24 protein-coding genes are annotated in these 22,174 nt (G+C 47.0%); all 24 read left to right on the forward strand.

The features are described from left to right. The first annotated feature begins 94 nt into the window (after positions 1 to 94). The 24 genes from Q7Q81_RS04170 (at position 95) to bioB (ending at position 22,171) form a co-directional block, all read left to right on the forward strand. Complete coding sequence (locus Q7Q81_RS04170) at positions 95 to 850, forward strand: sulfite exporter TauE/SafE family protein (RefSeq protein ID WP_293807648.1); 756 nt, start codon at positions 95 to 97, stop codon at positions 848 to 850. Between the two features lie 141 nt (positions 851 to 991). Continuing rightward, complete coding sequence (locus Q7Q81_RS04175) at positions 992 to 1,816, forward strand: energy-coupling factor transporter ATPase (protein WP_304273896.1); 825 nt, start codon at positions 992 to 994, stop codon at positions 1,814 to 1,816. Continuing rightward, positions 1,807 to 2,664 (forward strand): energy-coupling factor transporter ATPase, encoded by an 858-nt coding sequence (locus tag Q7Q81_RS04180; RefSeq protein ID WP_293388966.1) that lies wholly within the window; start codon positions 1,807 to 1,809, stop codon positions 2,662 to 2,664. Before Q7Q81_RS04175 ends, Q7Q81_RS04180 begins: the two co-directional genes overlap by 10 nt. Beyond that, positions 2,664 to 3,479, forward strand: a complete 816-nt coding sequence (locus tag Q7Q81_RS04185) for an energy-coupling factor transporter transmembrane component T family protein (protein ID WP_304273899.1) — start codon at positions 2,664 to 2,666, stop codon at positions 3,477 to 3,479. Before Q7Q81_RS04180 ends, Q7Q81_RS04185 begins: the two co-directional genes overlap by 1 nt. Further along, a complete protein-coding gene (truA, locus tag Q7Q81_RS04190; protein WP_304273901.1) occupies positions 3,467 to 4,219 on the forward strand; it encodes a tRNA pseudouridine(38-40) synthase TruA in 753 nt (250 codons plus the stop codon). The genes Q7Q81_RS04185 and truA overlap by 13 nt, the downstream gene beginning before the upstream one ends. Positions 4,220 to 4,391: 172 nt before the next feature. Further along, complete coding sequence (gene rplM, locus Q7Q81_RS04195) at positions 4,392 to 4,829, forward strand: 50S ribosomal protein L13 (protein WP_021720962.1); 438 nt, start codon at positions 4,392 to 4,394, stop codon at positions 4,827 to 4,829. A gap of 21 nt (positions 4,830 to 4,850) precedes the next feature. Beyond that, on the forward strand, positions 4,851 to 5,243 hold the full coding sequence (rpsI, locus tag Q7Q81_RS04200; RefSeq protein WP_009145170.1) for a 30S ribosomal protein S9: 393 nt from the start codon (positions 4,851 to 4,853) through the stop codon (positions 5,241 to 5,243). Between the two features lie 429 nt (positions 5,244 to 5,672). Continuing rightward, the gene (locus Q7Q81_RS04205; RefSeq protein ID WP_304273903.1) at positions 5,673 to 6,851 is read left to right on the forward strand and encodes a hypothetical protein; all 1,179 of its coding nucleotides are present in this window, start codon (positions 5,673 to 5,675) and stop codon (positions 6,849 to 6,851) included. A gap of 20 nt (positions 6,852 to 6,871) precedes the next feature. Beyond that, on the forward strand, positions 6,872 to 8,482 hold the full coding sequence (ggt, locus tag Q7Q81_RS04210) for a gamma-glutamyltransferase (protein WP_304273906.1): 1,611 nt from the start codon (positions 6,872 to 6,874) through the stop codon (positions 8,480 to 8,482). 226 nt (positions 8,483 to 8,708) lie between these two features. Further along, positions 8,709 to 9,086: a holo-ACP synthase gene (gene acpS / locus Q7Q81_RS04215; protein ID WP_304273908.1), complete on the forward strand. Its 378-nt coding sequence runs from the start codon at positions 8,709 to 8,711 to the stop codon at positions 9,084 to 9,086. Next, positions 9,083 to 10,633: an NAD(P)H-hydrate dehydratase gene (locus Q7Q81_RS04220; RefSeq protein ID WP_304273910.1), complete on the forward strand. Its 1,551-nt coding sequence runs from the start codon at positions 9,083 to 9,085 to the stop codon at positions 10,631 to 10,633. The genes acpS and Q7Q81_RS04220 overlap by 4 nt, the downstream gene beginning before the upstream one ends. A gap of 104 nt (positions 10,634 to 10,737) precedes the next feature. Next, a complete protein-coding gene (locus Q7Q81_RS04225; RefSeq protein WP_304273912.1) occupies positions 10,738 to 12,000 on the forward strand; it encodes an N-acetylmuramoyl-L-alanine amidase family protein in 1,263 nt (420 codons plus the stop codon). 16 nt (positions 12,001 to 12,016) lie between these two features. Continuing rightward, positions 12,017 to 12,553, forward strand: a complete 537-nt coding sequence (locus Q7Q81_RS04230) for a GerMN domain-containing protein (protein WP_009145689.1) — start codon at positions 12,017 to 12,019, stop codon at positions 12,551 to 12,553. A gap of 94 nt (positions 12,554 to 12,647) precedes the next feature. Further along, positions 12,648 to 13,121, forward strand: coding sequence for a tRNA (adenosine(37)-N6)-threonylcarbamoyltransferase complex ATPase subunit type 1 TsaE (gene tsaE / locus Q7Q81_RS04235; protein ID WP_304273914.1), 474 nt, complete (start codon positions 12,648 to 12,650; stop codon positions 13,119 to 13,121). Next, a complete protein-coding gene (tsaB, locus tag Q7Q81_RS04240) occupies positions 13,102 to 13,797 on the forward strand; it encodes a tRNA (adenosine(37)-N6)-threonylcarbamoyltransferase complex dimerization subunit type 1 TsaB (protein ID WP_303706711.1) in 696 nt (231 codons plus the stop codon). Before tsaE ends, tsaB begins: the two co-directional genes overlap by 20 nt. Beyond that, complete coding sequence (rimI, locus tag Q7Q81_RS04245) at positions 13,770 to 14,246, forward strand: ribosomal protein S18-alanine N-acetyltransferase (RefSeq protein ID WP_293692065.1); 477 nt, start codon at positions 13,770 to 13,772, stop codon at positions 14,244 to 14,246. Before tsaB ends, rimI begins: the two co-directional genes overlap by 28 nt. After that, complete coding sequence (gene tsaD, locus Q7Q81_RS04250; RefSeq protein WP_210684789.1) at positions 14,239 to 15,261, forward strand: tRNA (adenosine(37)-N6)-threonylcarbamoyltransferase complex transferase subunit TsaD; 1,023 nt, start codon at positions 14,239 to 14,241, stop codon at positions 15,259 to 15,261. The genes rimI and tsaD overlap by 8 nt, the downstream gene beginning before the upstream one ends. A 168-nt stretch (positions 15,262 to 15,429) precedes the next feature. Beyond that, positions 15,430 to 16,821, forward strand: a complete 1,392-nt coding sequence (locus Q7Q81_RS04255; RefSeq protein ID WP_304262490.1) for a sensor histidine kinase — start codon at positions 15,430 to 15,432, stop codon at positions 16,819 to 16,821. Further along, positions 16,811 to 17,398 (forward strand): ANTAR domain-containing response regulator, encoded by a 588-nt coding sequence (locus tag Q7Q81_RS04260; protein WP_304095742.1) that lies wholly within the window; start codon positions 16,811 to 16,813, stop codon positions 17,396 to 17,398. Before Q7Q81_RS04255 ends, Q7Q81_RS04260 begins: the two co-directional genes overlap by 11 nt. Before the next feature lie 268 nt (positions 17,399 to 17,666). Next, a complete protein-coding gene (groES, locus tag Q7Q81_RS04265) occupies positions 17,667 to 17,957 on the forward strand; it encodes a co-chaperone GroES (protein ID WP_210684786.1) in 291 nt (96 codons plus the stop codon). A 51-nt stretch (positions 17,958 to 18,008) separates the two neighbouring features. Next, positions 18,009 to 19,640 carry a chaperonin GroEL gene (groL, locus tag Q7Q81_RS04270; protein ID WP_009145698.1) on the forward strand — a complete coding sequence of 544 codons (1,632 nt, stop codon included), beginning with the start codon at positions 18,009 to 18,011 and terminating at the stop codon, positions 19,638 to 19,640. 211 nt (positions 19,641 to 19,851) lie between these two features. After that, the gene (locus Q7Q81_RS04275) at positions 19,852 to 20,418 is read left to right on the forward strand and encodes a chromate transporter (protein ID WP_303706707.1); all 567 of its coding nucleotides are present in this window, start codon (positions 19,852 to 19,854) and stop codon (positions 20,416 to 20,418) included. Between the two features lie 12 nt (positions 20,419 to 20,430). Beyond that, positions 20,431 to 21,000, forward strand: coding sequence for a chromate transporter (locus Q7Q81_RS04280; protein WP_293807620.1), 570 nt, complete (start codon positions 20,431 to 20,433; stop codon positions 20,998 to 21,000). A 181-nt stretch (positions 21,001 to 21,181) separates the two neighbouring features. Further along, positions 21,182 to 22,171, forward strand: a complete 990-nt coding sequence (bioB, locus tag Q7Q81_RS04285) for a biotin synthase BioB (RefSeq protein ID WP_293807617.1) — start codon at positions 21,182 to 21,184, stop codon at positions 22,169 to 22,171. Positions 22,172 to 22,174 lie beyond the last annotated feature (3 nt).

The raw sequence follows: 22,174 nt of genomic DNA on the forward strand, positions 1-22,174 counted from the left end.
AATTTGCAGTAGTCTTTCTTTTTACTGGAAAATACTTTCTGATATTGGTAAAATAAAGGTTATAGTATTGTTAGTTATAATGGGGGGACTGAAAATGATCTTTTTGGCAATGATTCTGTTAGGCTGTCTGCTTGGCTTTGCCGGTGCAGGTGGTGCAGGCTTAACGATTACACTGCTTTCTGTAGGCTTTGGTGTGCCGATTCATACTGCGCTTGGTGTTGCGCTGGCTGCTATGTCATTTACGATGCTTTCCGGTGCCGTAAGCCATTTTCGTGAAGGTGATGTACTGCTGCGCCTAGGGCTGACAACCGGCGGTGCCGGTATGCTGGGAGCCTTTGCCGGCGCACGTATTTCTGATGCCTTGCCGGGAGATATTTTATCAAAAATGACAGCAGCCTTGATGCTTGCATCATCGGTATTGCTTTACTTTATTCTTTTTCGTAAGGATATGCTGGACAGCTTTGTGGCAAAACATGCATCGAAAGCAGAGGGCGCAAGCTTTTATGCACATGCGCTGACAATCGGTGTAGTTACCGGCTTTTTGAGCGGAGCCTTCGGTATCGGTGCGACAGCCTTTATCCAGATAAGCCTGATGCTGTTTTTCGGTGTATCGCTTTATCATGCCATCGGTACAACGATGTTGGTTATTTTGCCGATTTCTGTTTCCGGCGGTTTAGGATATTTAGTCAATGGTCACCTTGATTTTTATATTTTTCTTCAGACCTTGGGTGGTCTGACTATCGGCGCATATTTGGGTGCCAAGCTTACGCGTCTGGCGTCGCGCAATACTTTGCGTTATATTGTTCTCAGTATGCCGACCATAGGCGGACTGATGCTTCTATTTAAGTAAAAAATAAGCCGTAAACGTGCTTTAGCGTTTATGGTTTACTTTTTTAGCATTATGGTTAACCTTGCGATAAAAGAAGGTTGACTAATCTTTTTATCACGTATATAATTAGTAAGTACACGAATTTATGATGGAGGCACTGTTGTGATTAGTATAAAGAATTTGAAGCATTACTATACAGATGCTGATGGCAATGAGGTAAGAGCACTGGATGGCGTAAGCCTGGAGATTAGGCAGGGCGAATTTGTTGCTGTTATCGGCGCTAACGGTAGCGGCAAATCTACGCTGGCACGTCATTTGAACGCATTGCTGCTGCCGACAGACGGCACTGTGCTGGTAGATGGTATGGATACTGAAGATGAGAGCAAAATGTGGGATATCCGCCAAAAGGTTGGCATGGTGTTCCAAAATCCCGATAACCAGATAGTTGCTGCGATTGTGGAAGAGGACGTGGCCTTCGGCCCGGAAAACATCGGCGTACCTGGTCCGGAAATACCGCAGCGTGTAGCAGATTCATTAGCTGCAGTAGGCATGACGGAATATGCCAAGCACGCACCGCATCTTTTGAGCGGCGGCCAAAAGCAGCGTGTGGCTATAGCAGGTATTCTGGCACTGCAGCCGGAATGCATTGTGCTGGACGAGCCTACAGCAATGCTCGATCCGCAGGGACGCAAGGAAATCGTCGGCACTGTACGCAAGCTTAATGAAGAAAAAAAGATGACCATAGTTTATATTACGCATTACATGGTGGAAGCCTTGGCTGCCGACCGCGTAGTTGTAATGGAAAAAGGTCATATTAGATTTATGGGTACTCCGCGTGAGGTTTTCAGCAGAGTGGATGAGCTGGAGGCCTTGGGACTGGAGGCTCCGCTGGCAGCGAAGGTAGCCAGTGAGCTGCGCAAAAGCGGTGTAAAGCTGCCGCAGGATATTATTACAGATGAGGAGCTGGCGCAGGCATTATGTCAATAAAACTTTCTAATATATATCATACATATTCCAAGGGCACGCCGTTTGAACGCCTGGCGCTCAATGACGTGTCGCTGGAGATTTCCAAGGGCGAAATAGTTGCCATTATAGGACACACAGGCAGCGGCAAATCTACCTTAGTACAGCATTTAAACGGCTTGCTGAAGCCGGATAAGGGCAGCGCAAGCATTGATGACATTGATATTACTGCCAAGGGTGCAGAGGCCAAGACTGCACGCCAGCAGGTAGGCATGGTATTCCAGTATCCCGAGCATCAGCTGTTTGCGGAAACTGTTTTTGAGGATATCGCTTTCGGTCCGCGCAATAAAGGCTTTGCCGAGGATGAGGTAGAAAAGCAGGTGCGTGAAGCTATGGCCTTCGTCGGCCTGGATTATGATACCTATGCGCAGCGCTCTCCCTTTCAGCTGAGCGGCGGCCAGATGCGCCGTGTAGCGATTGCCGGCGTAGTTGCGATGAACCCGGATTATCTGGTTTTGGACGAGCCTTCCGCAGGCTTGGACCCGCGCAGCCGCAATGCAGTATTCAAGGAAATCATGTCGCTGCACAAGAGCCGCGGCATTGCCATTGTTTTGGTAACGCACAGCATGGAGGAGGCAGTAAAATATGCTGACCGCCTGCTGGTTATCAACGCCGGCAAGGTGCTGTTCGACGGCACTCCCGCAGATATTTTCAAGCAGCATGCCGATGAGCTGGTCAAGGTTGGCGTAGATGTGCCGCAGGTTTACAAGCTGGCTGATTTACTGCGCAAAAACGGCCTGGCAGTGAAAGAGAATATTAAAGACGATATGAGCCTGGTTAAGGCGATTAAGCAAGCAAAGGGGTGGAAATAATGCTGACAGATATAACCTTAGGACAATATTTCCCCGGTAACTCCTTTATCCATAAGCTTGATCCGCGTACTAAGCTGTTGGCTACCTTGATTTATATCATTGCTATTTTCTTTGCGGTAACGCCGTTGGCTTATGGCATTCTGACCGCCTTTGCAGCTGTGGTAATTCTTATATCAAGAGTACCGTGGATGCTGGTCTTTAAATCATTGAAGCCTATCTGGATTATCGTTATTCTTACGATGCTGATTCATATGTTTACAGCTCCCGGTGAGCATATTGTCTTTTCCTGGAAGTTTTTGAGCGTAACTGCCGAAGGTATCGACATGGGCGTAAAGATGGCTGTACGCCTGATTCTGCTGCTGCTGTTTTCTTCGGTGCTGACCTTTACGACATCGCCGATTGTACTGACAGACGGTATTGAAAATCTGCTGCGTCCGTTCAAAAAGCTGGGTGTTCCGGCGCATGAGCTGGCTATGATGATGACCATTGCTTTGCGCTTTATTCCTACATTATTGGATGAAACAGACCGCATTATGAAGGCGCAGACATCTCGTGGCGCTGATTTTGCCAGCGGTAATATTTTCCAGAGAATGAAAAATATGCTGCCTTTGCTGGTACCGCTGTTTATCAGTGCCTTCCGCCGTGCCGATGAATTGGCTGTTGCAATGGAAGCTCGCTGCTATCGCGGCGGTGAAGGACGTACGCGCATGCATGAGCTGGCATATGCCGGCCGCGATTACCTGGCCTTTGCTTTGATTATTATACTGGCGGTTGGCCTCGCAGTACTGCGCTGGGGGAATGTATGCGTACAATAAAGCTGGTTGTAGCCTATGACGGCAGTGCCTATCATGGCTTTCAGAAGCAGAAAAACGTGCAGACGGTGCAAAATGTGCTGGAAGAAGTGTTGACTATGCTGTGCGGCGAAAAAGTAGTAACCGCAGGCAGTGGGCGCACGGATGCCGGGGTACATGCTTTGGCGCAGACAGTGACCTTTACTACGAACGGACGCATTCCCTGTGCTAATCTGGTGCGTGCGGCGGCAAGCCTGCTGCCGGAGGATATCGTGGTTGTGAGCGCCGAGGAGATGCCGGAAGGCTTTCACGCACGCTTCAGTGCACAGTGGAAGACGTATTATTACAAGCTGCTTGTCAATGAGCACGTAAATCCCTTTATGGTGCGTTATGCCTGGCAGCTGCGTCAGCAGCTTAATCTGAAGGCCATGAACGAGGCGGCTGAGCTGCTGCTGGGAACACATGATTTCAGTGCTTTCCGAAGCAGCGGCAGTGTTGATACTTCGCCGATAAAAACAATTTATGCTGCCAAGTGGCAGCAGCAGGGAGAAGAGATTCTTTTCCGCATCAGCGGTGACGGCTTTTTGTATCACATGGTACGCAACATAGTCTGGTCCCTGGTACAGGTGGGAATGGGCAAGCGTACGGTGCAGGATTTTGCCGCCGAGCTGACGGCACAGCGCTGTGAATTCCTGAACGAGCCTGCTCCGGCACAGGGTTTATATCTGGCGGAGGTCGGTTATCGGGAGTATCCGCAGCTTTAAGGGAAAAACTCTTGGAAAATGCTAAAATTTTAACAAAAATACTTGACTTAAACTCTTAAGTTGCGTATAATATATCTACGTGATTTTCCGCTTGATTTCACTAGCCCCGAAATACGGTGAGAAGATCGCAACGAACTGTATATTTGGAAAATATCTAGGAGGGACACAAGCGATGAAATCTTTTATGGCTAATCCGTCTAACATCGAACACAAATGGTACGTTGTTGACGCAGCTGATAAAACTCTGGGCCGCCTGGCTGCAGAGGTTGCAAAAGTCCTGCGCGGTAAACACAAACCGACCTTTACCCCGCACATGGACACCGGTGATCACGTAATCATTATCAATGCAGATAAGGTTGTTCTGACCGGCAAAAAACTGACTCACAAAATCTATTTCCGTCATTCCGGTTATCTCGGCGGTGACAGCTATGTAAAAGCTGGCGACATGCTGAAGAAAAACCCTGTAAGAATGGTAGAGCTCGCTGTTAAAGGCATGATTCCGCACAACAGCCTCGGCGCTCAAATTTTCTCCAAACTTCATGTATATGCTGGCAGCGAACATCCGCATGCAGCTCAAAAACCTGAAGTAATGGAAATCAACGTTAGATAATATCCGGGAGGGAACAAATAAATGGCAGTAGTTACTTATAACGCAACTGGTCGTCGTAAATCTTCTGTTGCTCGCGTTCGCCTGGTTCCGGGTGAAGGCAACATCGTTATCAACGACCGTGAATTGAACAAATACTTTGGTCTGAAAACCTTAGAGCTGATTGTTAACCAACCGCTCGAAGTTACCGAAACCAAAGGCAAATATGACGTACTCGTTAACGTAAACGGCGGCGGCATTTCCGGCCAAGCTGGTGCTATCCGTCACGGCATTGCTCGCGCTCTGCTGAAGGTTGACGCTGAATTCCGTCCTGCTCTGAAAAAAGCAGGCTTCCTGACTCGCGACCCGCGCGAAAAAGAACGTCGTAAATACGGCTTGAAGAAAGCTCGTAAAGCTAGCCAGTTCTCCAAACGTTAATTTTTGGTTTACTGTCAAGCACCAATCACAAACACAAATCGCACAAATTACTCCGCAACTATTGCAGTTGCGGAGTTTTTGTATTGTCTGTGTTGGTGGGGGTTCTATTTGTGAAACACCGTTTTGGCTGGCATTTTGTTATTGCAATCAAAGCCGGTGAGAATAGCACAGATTATGATGCTTTAATTTCGGTATTTCAAAGGAATTTACGGTTTACGAATATAAGTTGCCTCATCAAACAGCATAATCAGATATTTTGGAATTGTGCTTTGTTCAAATGTTAATAAGTTTACATAAAAAAATGCTCGTGGTTAAAATTATATAAAAATGTAATTTTAGCTTGTCAAAAACCTATGAAACATATATACTATAATAAATCGGTCTATTTTCGGACTGAAATAGTATATATGTTTTGAAAGGGGTATTGTTTTGTTTACAAGTATGTTTTTTTATTTATTCATCTGCCTGTTGCTTTTTGGCATTGGTGACGTTTTAGGCGTTGCGACAAAGGCAAAGGTATCTGCTGTATTTGTCAGCCTGATGCTTTTCCTTGTTGGTTTTATGACAGGTGTTCTGCCGCCGGATATTATTAAGCTCGCCGGTCTTACCGACATTGGTAAATGGTCTTTGATTTTCGTAGTATTCAGCATGGGTACCAGCCTGAATATTAAGCAGCTGATTGCTGAATGGCGCACAGTTGCAGTTGCTGTTTTATCCATGATTGTTTTGATTGCCGGCAGTGTTGTGCTGATTCCGGTAATCGGTTATCAGGAAACTATTGTCAGCATTCCTGTTATTAACGGCGGTATCGTTGCTACCCAGATTATGACCAGCGCTGCTATGGATAAAGGCTTTGCTATGGCTGCTGCTTTGGGTACTGTTTTATACGCTGTGCAAAAATTCTTTGGTACTCCTGTTGCTTCTTACTTTGGACTGCGTGCTGCTAAGGAAGCATTGGCGGAGTTCCGTCGTACCGGTGTTAATCCTTATGCACCGAAGGAAGAGGTGCATGGCGGTGCAGCTCCTAAAGAAACCTTCTTTGAAAAACACAAAAAATTCTACGGTCCTTTTGCTTCACTGACTATTGCAGCCTTATTCAGCTGGCTGGCATTTGTTATCGGTAAATATACCGGCCTGAGCGCTACCATCTGGGCTTTGATTTTAGGTGCCGTAATGGGCAGCACCGGCCTTGTTCCACCGAAAATCCTGGATCATGCAAAATCCTCTGGTATCTTTAACGTTGGTGTATTTGCGGTAATTATTCCTTCTCTGGCAAAAATTAAAGTCAGCGATTTGCTTGTACTGAGCTTTAATACCATTATGGTATTTATCGTAGTATTTGTTGTACTTTTCCTGTTCTTCTATATTCTGCCGCTGTGGAAAATCCTGGGCAATAGAAACCTGGCTATGGGTGTAGCTGTAATGCAGCTTTTGGGCTTCCCGGCAACCTATCTGGTAGCAAACGAAATTGCGATTGCTACAGGTGAAACGGAAGAGGAAAGGCAGGTTGTCAACGATGCCATTATGCCGAAATATCTTGTAGGCGGTTTTGCTACCGTTACTACCTTCTCGGTAATTACTGCCGGTATTTTGGAGAAATTCCTGTAAGTTGGTAAAGGAGAATAGTAATGTTTAAATTTGATGCACAAAATTATCCGTATGCTTCTAAACGTAGTGTTGTTTATGCTAAAAACGGTATGGTATGCGTAGGTAATCCTACCGCTGCTTCCGCAGGTCTGCAAACCTTGCTTAAGGGCGGTAACGCAATTGATGCTGCTATTACCGTTGCAACCTGTCAGCCTGTAGTTGAGCCTACCGGTAATGGCTTGGGCAGTGACTGCTTTGCACTTATCTGGTATAAGGGTAAGCTGTATGGTATTAACGGCAGCGGTCCGGCTCCGATGGCTGCTTCTATCGCAGCTTTGAAGGAACGTGGCTTTGATAAAATTCCTCCCTATGGTGTTGAGCCGATTAACGTTCCGGGTGCTGTAGGTGCGTGGATGGAAATTCACAAAAAGTTTGGCAAGCTGCCTATCAAAACTGTTATGGAACCATCCATCAACTATGCGGAAAACGGCTATCCTGTTTCTCCGAACATGAGCCGTCTGTGGGAAGAGGCTGACGGCTTCTATACTAAATATAAAGACAGACCGGAATTCAAAGGCTGGTTTGATACCTTTGAGCCTAACGGACATTGGCTGCAGCCGGGCGAAGTATTCAAGAATCCCGATATGGCTAAAAGCCTGCGCCTGATTGCCGAAACCTATGGCGATGCTTTCTATAAAGGTGAGCTGGCAGATAAGATTGACGCTTTTATGCAAGAACATAACGGCTTCCTGCGCAAGAGCGACCTTGAAGCCTACAAACCGGAATGGGTTGAACCGCTGAGCGTTAACTATCGCGGCTACGATATCTGGGAGCTGCCTCCTAACGGTCATGGTATTACTGTACTTATGGCGCTGAATATTCTCAAGGGCTATAACTTTACCGAACGAGATACTGTAGAAACAATGCACAAGCAAATCGAAGCTATGAAGCTAAGCTTTGTTGATACTAAAGAATATGTTGCCGAGCCTTCCTACATGAAGGTTACTGCCGAGCAGCTTTTGAGTGAGCGCTATGCCGCAGACCGCCGTGCTCTGATTAATGATAAAGCACTGGAGCCGGTTGTAGGCGACCCGCGCTACAGTAGCACTGTTTACTTCTGCACTGCTGATGCCGAAGGTAATATGGTCAGCATGATTCAGAGCAACTATCGTGGCTTCGGCAGCGGTATCGTTGTACCAGGCACTTCTATTTCCTTTAATGACCGTGCCGAGAACTTCTCCTTTGATGAAAATCATCCGAATGCACTGCAGGGTGGCAAGCGTCCGTACCATACCATTATTCCTGCTTTCATGACCAAAGATGGTCAGGCTGTGAGTGCCTTTGGTATTATGGGTGGCTTTATGCAGCCGCAGGCTCATGTTCAGGTTGCTATGAACATGATTGATTTCGGCCTGAATCCGCAGCAGGCACTGGATGCTCCGAGATGGCAATGGATTGGCGGTAAAACTGTAGAAGTGGAGCAGGATACTCCTAACCACATTATCCGTCAGCTGCAGCGTATGGGCCATAACGTTGTGGTTCAGCCCGACCCGTATCATATGGGCCGCGGACAGATTATTATCCGTGATGAGGATGGCGTGCTGTGCGGTGCAACCGAAAAGCGTACAGACGGACAGATTGCCTGCTTCTGATTTTAGTGCAGCTTAGTAAAAAACTATTTCCCCGGTATTGCGTATTTGCGCGATATCGGGGATTTTTGCAATGCTGAAGAAGTTAAGCTTGCCGATATCTGTGGTAAAAGAAGAAGCTCTTAAAATTTTGCAATATCTTTGTGAAAAACAAAAATAAAAAAAGGATTTTGGATATACTTGCAAGAATTAATAATAGTTACGAAGCTGTGTGAAGGAGTGAAAGCAAATGATAGTAGGCGTAGGCTGTGATATTATTGAAATAGAACGTATTGCCCGGGCAATAAAGAGCGAATCTTTTATCCGGCGAGTGTTTACTGCTGAGGAAGCTGCCTATTGTCAAAGAAGAGGACAGCAAGCGGCAGCAAGCTTTGCAGCACGCTTTGCTGCTAAAGAAGCAGTGCTGAAAGCATTGGGAACCGGTCTGCGCGAAGGCTCTCTGCAGGAAATAGCCGTAGACAACGATGGGCTGGGAAAGCCTTTGGTGCAGCTTAGCGGTCACTTTGCAATGCTGTCCAGACAGCTTGGCGTAAAAAATATACAAATCAGCCTGAGCCATAGCAGAGATTTTGCTGTGGCCTATGTGATAATGGAGGATGACAAATGAAATTAGTAAATGTACAGGAAATGAAACAGTTTGATCAACTGGCGACAGCGGAATATGCTGTACCGGGAATCTTATTGATGGATAATGCAGCGCAGGCTGTTGCCGATGCTGTTAATGATAGCTTAGATGAGCTGGATGGAGAAAGCGTAGTTGTTTTTTGCGGTGGCGGCAATAATGGCGGCGATGGCTTCGGTGCTGCCCGTTGGCTACAAAATTACGGTGCAAGAGTGCGCGTTTTTGTCGTAGGCAAGGCACTCGAGGCTGTGACTGGTGATGCTGCGGCAGAGCTTGCAATGCTGCAAAAAACTGATGCTAAGGTAGAGGCTGTTGCCGGCGAGGATGACTGGGTAGTAGCTGAGCTTGCTGCTGCGAAGGCTGATATTTTGGTTGATGCTTTAACAGGAACCGGCTTTCATGGCGAGCTTGAGGGCGATTTGCTGCGTGCCTGCAGACTGATGAATGACAGCGAAAAATATATTGTTGCTGTTGACGTACCGACAGGTGTAAATGCAGACAATGGTGCTGTTTCTGAAAATGCTGTACGTGCGGATAAAACCGTGACGATGGCTTTGTTGAAAACCGGCCTTTTGCTCTATCCCGGCCGTGAATATTGCGGTGACATTGAGCTGGCAGATATCGGTATGCCTGCAAAAATGGTAGAGGAATGTGCCAGCAAAAAATATCGTCTGACAGACGATATTGTGCGCGAGCTGCTGCCGCTGCGTAAAGCAGATGCGCATAAGGGCGATGCAGGACGTGCTGTTATCTGTGCCGGCAGCCCCGGCTTCACAGGTGCTGCTGCTTTGAGCAGCTACGCCGCAGTTAAGGCCGGTGCAGGCTTGGTAGCGCTTTATACTCCACTCAGCAGCCGTGATGTGCTTGCAGGCAAGCTCACGGAGGTTATGGTACACGGACTGCTGGAGCGTATGCCCGGTATCCTTGGAGGCGGCGCAACAGGCGATGTAGTTAAAAATGCTAATGCTGCCGATGTACTGGCAATCGGCCCCGGCTTGGGTACAAGCGAAAGTACGCAGCAGGTGGTGCGTGATATCCTGCTGCAGGTGCAGGTACCTGTTGTTATTGATGCGGATGCATTGACAGCATTACAGGGACATACGGAAATTCTGACACAGATGCAGGCAGCAAAGGTGCTGACTCCGCATCCCGGTGAGATGGCACGTCTTATCGGCAAGGAAATCAGTGAAATTAATGCTGACCGTATCAATATTGCCGCACAATATGCTCAGGAATGGAATGCTGTGCTGGTGCTCAAGGGAGCACCGACCGTTATTGCCTGCCCAGATGGCACTGTTTATGTCAACAGCACAGGCTCCAGTGCTTTGGCTACAGGTGGCAGCGGTGATGTGCTGACAGGTATCATTGCCGGTCTGGCAGCGCAGGAGATTACTTTGCAGGAGGCTGCTGTTTGCGGCGTTTACCTGCACGGAAAGGCTGCAGATATCAGCGGCATTGATATCGGGCTGGCAGCAGGTGAGCTGGCGCAGTTTTTGCCGGAGGCTCGCTGTGAGGTTTTGAAGGGTAATTAATGCTTTACCGGTAATTTTGTTTACAGACTTCTGTAATTAGTGTTAAAATAAATTGTTGAAGTAAAATCTTCGGTAAGAGTGTGTAAGTTTGCGAGGTGGAACTATTGCGCAAGATTTTCCTGCTGACGCTGCTGGCCTGCTGTATGCTTTTAGGCGCAGTTGCTCAGGCGGCGCAGATAACAGATGTAAAATGGGGTGTCAATAAAGCAGACGTTCTGCGTATTGTTGTTGATGTAACGGATACTGCAGGCTATGCTGTTGATATGGAAGGCGATACGCTTAATCTGACAGTGAATGCCGATAAGGGAGCGCAGGTGCCGCATAGTAAGGCTGTAAAAAGCTCTTTGGCTGATTCCTTGAAAATTGTGGATAAAGGCAGCTATACGGTGGTGCGTGTACCGCTGAAACAGCGCCTGCTGGAAAAAAGCTATAAGGCTTTCGTCTTAAAGAAGGATCCTGCAACAGGCCGTCCCTTCCGTGTAGTGCTTGATGTTACGCCGCGCCAGGCTTCCTACAGCGGTTCCGGTGCTGCAACCACCGTTGTAAGCAACAGACCGGTAGTAAGCAACCGTCCAACAAAAAATAACAGTAGTATCAAGAAAAATACCGTTATAAAAACAAGTACCGTAGCGGATAAGAAAGCGGACAAAAAGAAGAGCAGCAGTAAAAAGAAAAACGATAATAAGAAAAATACTGCTGCTGCCAAAACAGAAACAACAGTAAATAAACCGGTTAATAAATCTGATACTGATAAGTTTGCGGTAATCAAAGGAAACGGCAGGTTCCGCACAAGCGGCGGCATTGACGGTAAAATTATTACCTTAGATGCAGGTCATGGCGGCAGCGACCCGGGCGCTATCGGCAGTGATGGTACCAAAGAAAAAAATATCACCCTGGCTATTACAAAAATAGTTAAGGAGATTTTGGAAGATAAGGGTGCCAAGGTTTATATGACGCGTACTACCGATGTTGATGTATTCGGACCTAATGCCAGTGATGCAGAGGAACTGCAGGCACGTGTAAACGTAGGCGAAAAATATAATTCGGATATGTTCGTCAGCCTGCATATTAATTCTTCGGTCAATAAAAATGTTGGCGGTTTTTCTACATACTATTATCCGAAAACCGATAATGATTTGCGCTTAGCCCAAAATATCCAAAATAAGCTGGCTGCTAATTTCGGTGTAGATGATTTGGGTGTACGTCAGGCAAACTTTTATGTTATCAAGCGTATCAGTATGCCGGCAGTTTTGGTAGAAATGTGCTTCATCAGTAATGAAAAGGAGCTGACCTTGATGAAGGGACAATGGTTCCAAAAGAAGACGGCTCGTCTGATTGCTGAAGGCATTGAAAAATATTTTGCATAATACGGAGGCGGCAAGAATGAGAAAGCTAATTTTATTGATGCTGCTTTTGTGTGCAGTAATAGCAAGCGGTTGCAGTGAAAATGTTCCGCCGAAAGAGGATGCTAAGAATGCGGCAACTGCTGCAGTGCAGGAAAAAAAGGATATCAGCTTTATTGTTTATCGTGCAGCTTCCGATGGCAGCGAAAAGCTGCTGCCGGAAAAAATTACGATGAAGGATAACGGCAAAAGTTTGCCGGAAAATGCTTTGATTGCTTTGGTGACTACTAAACCGCAGGACGCGAAGATGGATGATGTTGTACCTATCGGTACTAAGGTGCGCAGTCTTAAAATTGAGCAGGATGGCACTGCCTATGCTGATTTTACGCGCGAGCTGGCAAAGAAGGGACAAGGCTCCTATGGTGAGATGATGCTTTGCTACGCTATTACCAATACCTTGACAGAGTTTCCGGAAATTAAACGGGTACAGATTCTGATAGAAGGTAAAAAGGCTATTACCTTGAGTGGTCATATGGATATTGAGGATCCGCTGACGCGTAATACAACTTTATTGTAAAAACAAAGAAGCGGTACTGGTAAGTCTGGTGCCGCTTTTTCAAATTATTGATTACTATGGCAAGTGTTTTTGCCAAATGTGAGGAGAGTTGGTTATGGAAATTTATTTGCAGGACAGCGCTGCAACAGAAGCCTTGGGAAGACTTTTGGGCAAGCATGCAGCAAGCGGTGACGTTTTCTGCCTGAGCGGTGACCTGGGCGCAGGCAAAACACTGCTCAGCCGCGGTGTTGCTGTGGCCTTGGGAGCAGATGCGGAGGATGTCAACAGTCCAACCTTTGCTATTATGAATGTCTATCAGGGGCGTGAGCTGGAAATAAGGCATTTTGATTTATATCGCCTCAACCGTCCGGAGGAGCTGGAGGACATCGGCTTTGAGGAATATACCGGAGGCGATGGAGTAACATTGATTGAATGGGCTGAGCTGTTTAAGGAGGAGCTGCCGGAGGAATATCTGCAGATTACTTTGCTGCATGATGGTGAAGGCCGTCGTGCCGTGCTGCAGGCTCAGGGTGAAAGATATGAAAAACTGCTGCGGGAGGTAGAAGAAGATGCTGACTTTGGCAATTGATACGGCCACCAAGGTGTGCACGATTGCATTATGCCGTGATAAGGAAATTTTAGCTGAATATACGATAAATATGGGGATGACACATAGTGAAGGCCTGCTGCCGCAATTAGACCAGCTGCTGCAGCGTACCGGTGTACAAAAGCAGGACATCGAGCTTTTGGCTGTCAGCATGGGCCCCGGGTCCTTTACAGGTTTACGTATCGGTCTGGCAACTGCGGAGGCTATGGCCTACAGCTGGCAGTGCTGTCTGCACGGAGTTGATACTTTAAAGGCTATGGCTTATAATATTCAGCTTGAAGGCAGGGTGCTGTCACCGGTGCTGGATGCGCAAAAGGGCAATTTTTATCAGGCCTTATATGAATGGCGTAGCGGTGAGCTTGTAGAGCTTGCACCTGTTGAGGTTGTCAGTGCGGAAAAAGCATTAGAAAGAATTGCGTTGCAGGGAACCCCTGCGTTGCTTTTGGGCGAGTGCACCAAGCTTGCGAAAAACGGTCTGCCTGATTTTATCAGCGTGGCACCCGAAGCATTGCGTATGCCTAAAGGCAGCTCTGTTGCTTTGGCTGCCTTGGCAGAATTTGATGCAGAAAACGATAAGAAAATTTTTGGCCTGGAGCCATACTATATCAGAAGATCGGAGGCTGAGGAATTGTGGGAGAAGAAGCACAAGCAACAATAAGCTTCAGAGCAATGACGGAAGCAGATATTCCGGCTTTAGTTGCCATAGAGGCACAATCCTTTTATGATGCCTGGAATGAAAATATGCTGCGTAATGAAATAGCCAACGAGCTGACTACCTATCTGGTAATGGAATGTGCCGGCAAGCTTGTCGGTTATGCAGGCTTCTGGCTGGTGGCAGGCGAAGCGCAGATTACCCGGGTTGCTGTCGCTGATGAAGAACGTGGGCAGGGCTATGGTACGCGCCTGACGGCAGCCTTAGTAAACAAGGCCTGGGAGCTGGGCGCTACGGCTATGACGCTGGAGGTGCGCGAGGGAAATATTGCCGCGCAGAAAGTTTATCTGACCTGTGGCTTTGCCAGCGAAGGCATTCGTCCGAATTATTACGAAGACAATCATGAAAATGCAGTTATAATGTGGCTGTATAAAGAAGGAGCAGGCCATGAATAAAGAGCAGAAGGATGTATATATTTTAGGTATTGAAAGCAGCTGTGATGAAACTGCGGCTGCCGTAGTAAAGAACGGGCGTGAGGTACTGAGCAACATTATCTCCTCCCAAATCGTTATTCACCGCAAATTCGGCGGTGTTGTGCCAGAAATTGCTTCGCGTAAGCATATCGAGAATATTATGCCTGTTATTGACGAGGCTTTATCTCAGGCTGGCGTCGGCATGGAGCAGATAGATGCTGTTGCTGTTACCTACGGACCTGGTCTGGTCGGCGCGCTGCTTGTCGGTCTTTCGGCTGCCAAGGCGTTGGCCTGGGCAACGGACAAACCGTTGATAGGTGTCAACCATCTTGAAGGCCATGTATTTGCCAACTTTTTGGCAGACAGCGAGCTGAAGCCGCCGTTCATGGCGCTGGTTGTCAGCGGCGGTCATACGGCGCTGCTGAAGGTTACCGGCTATAACAGCTTTGAGCTTTTGGGGCAAACACGTGATGACGCAGCAGGTGAAGCCTTTGATAAGATTGCCCGCGTTATGGGGCTGCCTTATCCCGGCGGTCCTGAAATTGAGCGCTTGGCATTGGGAGGCAATGACCATGCTATTGATTTTCCGGTAGCACGTCTGGATAAGCCTTACGAATTCAGCTTCAGTGGTTTAAAATCTGCCGTAATCAATTATCTGCATAACCAGCAGCAGGCAGGCCGTGAGGTGAACCGTAGCGATGTTGCGGCATCCTTCCAGCGTGCGGTTGTTGATGCATTGGTTAAGGAAGCGGTGCATGCAATGCAGCATACAGGCTACAATAAAATTGTGCTGGCCGGCGGCGTTTCTGCCAATAAAACTTTGCAAAACACACTGGCAAAGGCTATGGAGGAGATTGGTGCCCAGTTGGTGCATCCGACACCGATTTTGTGTACCGATAATGCTGTAATGATTGCCTGCCGCGGTTATTTTATGTATCAGGCCGGTAGCTTCAGTCCATTGGACTTGAACGCTAATCCATCATTGAAATTAGGCTAAACAAGTGTCTTTTATGGTGCATAAGCCTGTGGATATTGTGGATAAACGGGAAATATCCACATATAAGCGCATTGCTGGTGTGGAAAAGCCTGTGGATATAGTGGATAAAATAGTGGATTAATCAGATAAAGCTGTGGAAAGGACAACAGCAGGAAGAAGAGGGGAAACATGCTGAGTAATTTAACAGCAGAACAAAGAAACAGTTTACAAGCTATGCCACAGGTACTCGGTCTGGCGGCAGATATAGCACATGCTGCTGTGACGATTTATCTGCCGGGAGAGAACAAAAAGTTTTTTAATGTTTATAAGCAGGAGCAGCCGATGACACAGGTAGGAAATGTGCGCCCGGATATGACTGGCCGACGTGTACGTGCGGTTGAAGAGCCGCTCGTTGCGCGTGTGCTGCAGAAAAACGTGCCTGTTAACGGCAAGCGTGAATGGGCTTTGGGCATGTTCAACAGTCTGAAGGTTTTTCCGCTGCGTGACAGCCGCGGACATTGCTACGGTGCCGTCAGCTTTGAAAGCGCTGCTCCCGATGATATTATTATTGCGCAGTCGCTGGAGCTTTTGTGCAATCTGCGCCAGGATGTGAGCAATAACAGCAACTATCGGCGACTGTTGCCTTCCGACGGCATTATGGTGGTGGATGCCAACAGAGTGATTGTTGCTGCCAACAATCGTGCGCGTCATATGTTTGATGTTATGGATATTTCTCATCTTGTCGGCTGCCGTACTAATGATGTTGCTATCAATTGGCCGTTGGTCGGGATGGTTATGGAAACAGGTACGGCGGAAAGCAAGGAATTTACGATGCATGGCATTTTGCTTTCCATACGTATTCTGCCGGTAATTCCTAGGCCTAAGGCCGGTTGTGCTATTGTCATTTTGCAAGATATTACCGAGCTGCGCAAAAAGGACGAGGAGCTGCTGATAAAATCTGTTGTAATTAAAGAGATTCATCATCGTGTAAAGAACAATTTGCAGACCATCGCCAGTCTGCTGCGTCTGCAGGAGCGTCGCGCGCAGTGTGAAGAAACAAAAATAGTTTTGCGTGACTGCGTCAACAGAGTCAACAGCATTGCTATTGTGCATGAGTATCTTTCGCAGCAGGATACCGGTCTGATAGATGTCGGTAAGGTGGCCAAGGGAATTTATCAGGCAATTATCAGCAGTATGCTGCATCCGGAATTTATCCTGCATGCCGATTTTAAAGCAGATCCTGTACAGCTGCCGTCTGATAAGGCAACAAGCATCGCTTTGATTCTCAACGAATTATTGCAGAATACTATAGAACATGCTTACGAAGGACGCATGAGTGGCAGCCTTAAGGTGCGCTTTGCGGAAGAAAGCAAGCGTTATGTTTTATCGATTGCCGATGACGGTGTAGGTCTTCCGGAAGGATTTTCTTTAAACAGCAGCCGTCAAAGCTTAGGATTGAAAATTATCAAGACCATGGCGGAAGCAGACCTGCAGGGAAGCTTTAGCTTGACGAATCGTGATGATGGCGGTACACTTGCTTTAGTAACAATTCCAAAGGGGGGACTGGAAGATGTTAAATAAACTGAGAATATTATTGGCAGATGACGAAGCTATTTTGCGTCTTGATTTACGCGAAATGCTGGCAGATGCCGGTCATGACATAGTAGGCGAGGCTGCCAACGGACAGGAAGCAGTAAAGCTGGCTAAAGAATTAAAGCCTGATTTTATTATTATGGATGTTAAAATGCCGATTATGGACGGCATTACGGCGGCAAAAATTATTGCTGCCGATAATATTGCGCCGGTATTGCTGCTTACAGCTTACAGTCAGCAGGATATTGTTGAGCAGGCATCGGATGCAGGCGTTATTGCTTATCTTGTTAAGCCTGTACGTGAGGAACAGCTTTTCCCGGCGATGGAGATTGCGGCCAAACGCTTTCAGGAAATGCATAAGCTTAATTTGGAGCTTGATAAGCTGAAGGAAAGCCTGGAGAACCGTAAGCTGCTGGATCGTGCCAAGGGTATCCTCATGGCAGCGCACGGAATGACAGAGCAGGAAGCATATCGTAAGATGCAGCAGTTCAGTATGGCAAAACGCATAAGCTTAAAGGAGCTGGCGGAAAGCATTATTGCAGCTGCGGCCAAAAGACAACAATGAACTGAAAGGGCAGTGGAAACTGCTCTTTTTTTGTGCTCAAGCAAAAATTTGGGCCTGCGAAGCAAAAAAATGGAGTGCTGAAGCCGATTTTTGAGGACGTGAAACAGAAATTGCGACAAATTTGTAAAAAACAGTGAAAAAGTACTTGCAATTTTTCCTAATATGGATATAATAAGAATTGTGGTTAGCACTCAGGGTAAATGAGTGCTAATAACCAAGAAGCAAATTACTCTCACGTAAGTAAGAATACTCGAAAGGGGTTATAAAAATGTTAAAACCATTAGCTGATCACGTAATTGTAGAGGTTGTAGAAGTAGAAGAAAAAACTGCCAGCGGCATTTTCCTGCCGGATACCGCAGTAAAAGAAAAACCGCAACAGGGCAAGGTTCTGGCTGTAGGCAGAGGCAAATACAGCGACAACGGCACTCTGATTAAACCCGAAGTAAAAGTTGGCGATGAAGTTATCTTCGCAAAATACAGCGGAACTCCTGTTAAACATCAAGGTAAGGATTACCTGATTCTCAGCGAACGCGATATCTTAGCTACAATTGAAAAGTAACATAAAAACTGTAATTAATTTGTAATTGAATTTTCAAAGGAGCGATATAAAATGGCTAAACAAATTCTCTTTAATGAAGAAGCTCGTCGTAGTCTGGAGCGTGGCGTAAATGCTCTGGCTGACGCTGTAAAAGTAACCCTCGGTCCTAAAGGCCGTAACGTTGTTCTGGAAAAGAAATTCGGCGCACCGACCATCACCAATGACGGTGTAACCATTGCCCGCGATATCGAACTGGAAGATCCGTTTGAAAACATGGGCGCACAGCTGGTTAAAGAAGTATCCATCAAAACCAACGATGTTGCTGGCGACGGCACCACCACTGCTACCGTTCTGGCACAGGCTATGATTAACGAAGGCATGCGCAACGTTGCTGCCGGCGCTAACCCGATGGTTCTGAAAAAAGGTATCAAAAAAGCAGTTGACGTACTGGTTGACGAACTGAAAAATGTTTCCCAAAAGGTTGAAACCAAGGCTGCAAAAGCACAAGTTGCTTCTATCTCCGCAGCTGATGATGAAATCGGTAACCTGATTGCCGACGCTATGGAAAAAGTTGGCGACGACGGTGTTATCACTGTTGAAGAATCCAAGACCATGGAAACTCATCTGGAAACTGTTGAAGGCATGCAGTTCGACCGTGGCTACATTTCCCCGTATATGGCAACCGATGCTGATAAAATGGAAGCTGTACTGAGCAATCCGTACGTATTCATTACTGATAGAAAAATCACCATGATTGCCGACATTATGCCGGTTCTGGAAAAAGTTGTTCAAAACGGCGGCGAACTCTTAATCATCGCTGAAGATGTTGAAGGCGAAGCACTGGCAACCCTGGTTGTTAACAAACTGCGTGGCACCTTCAAGGCTGTTGCTGTTAAAGCTCCTGGCTTCGGCGACCGTCGTAAAGCAATGCTGCAGGATATCGCTACTCTGACCGGTGCAACCGTTATCAGTGAAGAAGTTGGCCGTAAACTGGACAGCGCAAGCATGGCAGACCTTGGCCGCGCAGGTCAGGTTCGTGTAACCAAAGAATTGACTACTATCGTTGATGGCCTGGGTGATAAAGATGCTATTGCTGCACGTGTTGCTCAAATCCGTGCACAAATTCCGGAAACCACTTCTGATTTCGATAAAGAGAAACTGCAAGAACGTCTGGCTAAACTGGCCGGTGGCGTAGCTGTTATCAAAGTCGGCGCTGCTACCGAAGTTGAGCTGAAAGATAAAAAACTGCGCATTGAAGATGCTCTGAACGCTACCCGCGCTGCTGTTGCCGAAGGTATTGTTGCCGGCGGCGGTACTGCTCTGCTGCAAGTACAGCCTGCTCTGGCAAAAATCAAAGCTACCGGCGATGAGAAGACCGGCGTAGAAATCGTTAAACGCGCTATTGAAGAGCCTGTTCGTCAAATCGCTTACAACGCTGGCTTGGAAGGCGCTGTTATCGTTGATACAATCAAACGCAGCCGCAAAGGCTATGGCTTCAATGCTCTGACCGAAGAGTATGTTGACATGATTGAAGCTGGTATCGTTGACCCGACTAAGGTTACCAGAAGCGCACTGCAAAATGCTGCAAGCATCGCTTCTATGGTTCTGACCACTGAATCCATCGTAGCTGACAAACCTGCTAAGGAAGGCGCTGCTATGCCGGCAATGCCTCCGATGGGCGGCGGCATGCCCGGTATGATGTAAGCTGCAGACCGGATGTCAAAACTGTATAATATAGCTTGAGTAGGCTATAGATAGCACACTCTGTTACTGATTTGGTAGCAGGGTGTGCTTTTTTTGTTACATAAAAGCTGCAGTAAAAAATTTTACTGGCATTAGTGTATTCTAATTATGTTTTTTTACTGGCAAATATGCTATAATAGTTTCATTCTATAGACAGAAGGAGCTGTTGATAATGGGTGAAGCTGCAGCCGAAAAAGATTTTTACTGGAAGCTGTTCAAATCAACCTTTATAATTAGTGCCTTTACTATTGGCGGTGGTTTTGTAATCATTCCGCTGTTGAAGGCCAAATTTGTTGATGAGTATAAATGGATGGATGATAAGGAAGCACTGAACCTTGTGGCGATTGCGCAGTCTGCGCCGGGTGTTGTGGCAGCCAATGCGGCAATCAGCATGGGCTACAAGCTTGGCGGTATCCGCGGTACGCTTACTGCTTTGCTGGCAACTATTCTGCCGCCGCTGATTACCCTGAGCGTTATTTCCTATGCTTATGATGTCTTTGCGCATAACCAATATATTCAGCTGGTTTTGAAGGGCATGCAGTGCGGTGCGACGGCTATTATTATTAACGTTGCAATCGACCTGCTCAAAAAAGAGCTGAAGAAAAAATTTGCACTACCGCTTTTGATTATTGTCGGTACCTTTATTGCCAATTATTTCTTTAATGTAAATCTGATGTATGCAGTCGTTGTGGATGCTATTATCGGCTTCTTCCTGCTGCGTGACAAAAAGTACGCGTAAGGAGGTAGCAAGATGTATATTTATTGGGAGCTTTTCTGGAGCTTTGTCAAGGTTGGTGCCTTCTGCGTCGGCGGCGGTTATGCTTCTATGCCGTTGATTCAGGCGGAGGTTATTGAAAATCATGCTTGGATGACTATGCCGCAGTTTATTGATATTTTTACTATTTCGCAGATGACACCGGGTCCTATCGGTATCAATGCAGCGACGTTCGTCGGTACAAAGGTTGCAGGCTTGCCCGGTGCTATTGCTGCAACTGTGGGGTTTGTTTTTCCGTCGGTGTTCATTGTACTGGCACTCGCAAAATTATTCTTTAAATATGGCGATATCGGTCCGATTCGCGGTATTCTGAACGGCCTGCGTCCTGCGGTTGTGGCACTCATCTGCTCTGCCGGATTGAGCTTTGTAATGCTGGCGCTGTGGAATACTGAAACACTGCCGAAGGATTTTACCAAGGTGGATTTGCTTGGCTGTATCGTGCTGCCGATTTCCCTGTGGTGTATCCGTCATAAGGTAAGCGTTATCCGTACACTGTGCATGAGCGGTGTTTTGGGCTTGATTTTGGGTATAGCCGGTATCCGCTGATATTTGCTTTAGTAGCGCGCTGCGCTGTGAGCTTTGGCTCGCGGCATGGCGTGCTTTTTGTTATATTGAAGTTAACTTCTGCAAATTAACGGTTGACGCAAGCGGAATTCTGCTATATAATAGATACAGTTAACCAACGAATAACGTCAGTTAACTACTAAGGTTAGGGATGTGAATTACAATGCAAAAGATTATTGCACTGGCCGAGAAGGTTTTAAACGGTCAGGATATTACTAAAGAAGAAGCTGAATTTTTGATTAACGTGAGCGATGACGACACCATGCTGCTTTTGGCCATGGCTGATAAGATTCGCCAAAAATATGCCGGCGATGCTGTTGACTGCTGTGCAATCATCAACGGCCGCAGCGGTAAATGCAGCGAGAACTGCAAGTTCTGCGCACAATCCGCACATTATCATACCGGTGTTAAGGAATACGGTCTGCTGAGCGAAGAGGAAATCTTCAATGCAGCAAAAAAAGCTAAGGAAGCAGGCGCTGTACGCTTCTCCATCGTTACCAGCGGTCGCGGACAGAGCAAGGCCGATGACTTTGAAAATATCTGCCGTACCCTGAAACGTATTAAAGAAGAACTGCACATTGAAGTTTGCGCTTCTTTGGGCATTTTGACTGTAGAGCAGGCAAAAGAGCTGCGCAAAGCAGGTGTAACCCGCTATCATTCCAATCTGGAAACCGCAGGCAGCAATTTCCCGAATATCTGCAGCACTCATACCTATGCTGATAAATTTGTTACCATCAAAAATGCACAGGCTGCCGGCCTGCGTGTTTGCAGCGGTGGCATTTTAGGCCTTGGCGAAACACGCGAGCAGCGTGTTGAATGGGCCTTCACTCTGAAGGAGCTTGGTATTGACAGTGTACCTCTGAATATGCTGACTCCGATTCCGGGCACTCCGTTTGAAAACAACAAACCGCTGCCGCCGCTGGAAATCCTGCGTGCGTTTGCTGTTTTCCGTTTTGTTCTGCCGAAGGCACAAATCCGTACCGCAGGCGGTCGCGAAGTAAACCTGCGTGACCTGCAGGCACTGGCACTCAATGGCGGTGCAAGCGGCATTATGATCGGCGGTTATCTGACTACTGCCGGTCGCGGTACTGACCGCGATATGCAGATGCTCAAGGATCTTGATCGTCCGCGCAGCATGCCGAATCTTGATTAATTA

It is taken from the genome of Phascolarctobacterium succinatutens, assembly GCF_958453765.1.
Taxonomy (GTDB): domain Bacteria; phylum Bacillota; class Negativicutes; order Acidaminococcales; family Acidaminococcaceae; genus Phascolarctobacterium_A; species Phascolarctobacterium_A succinatutens_B.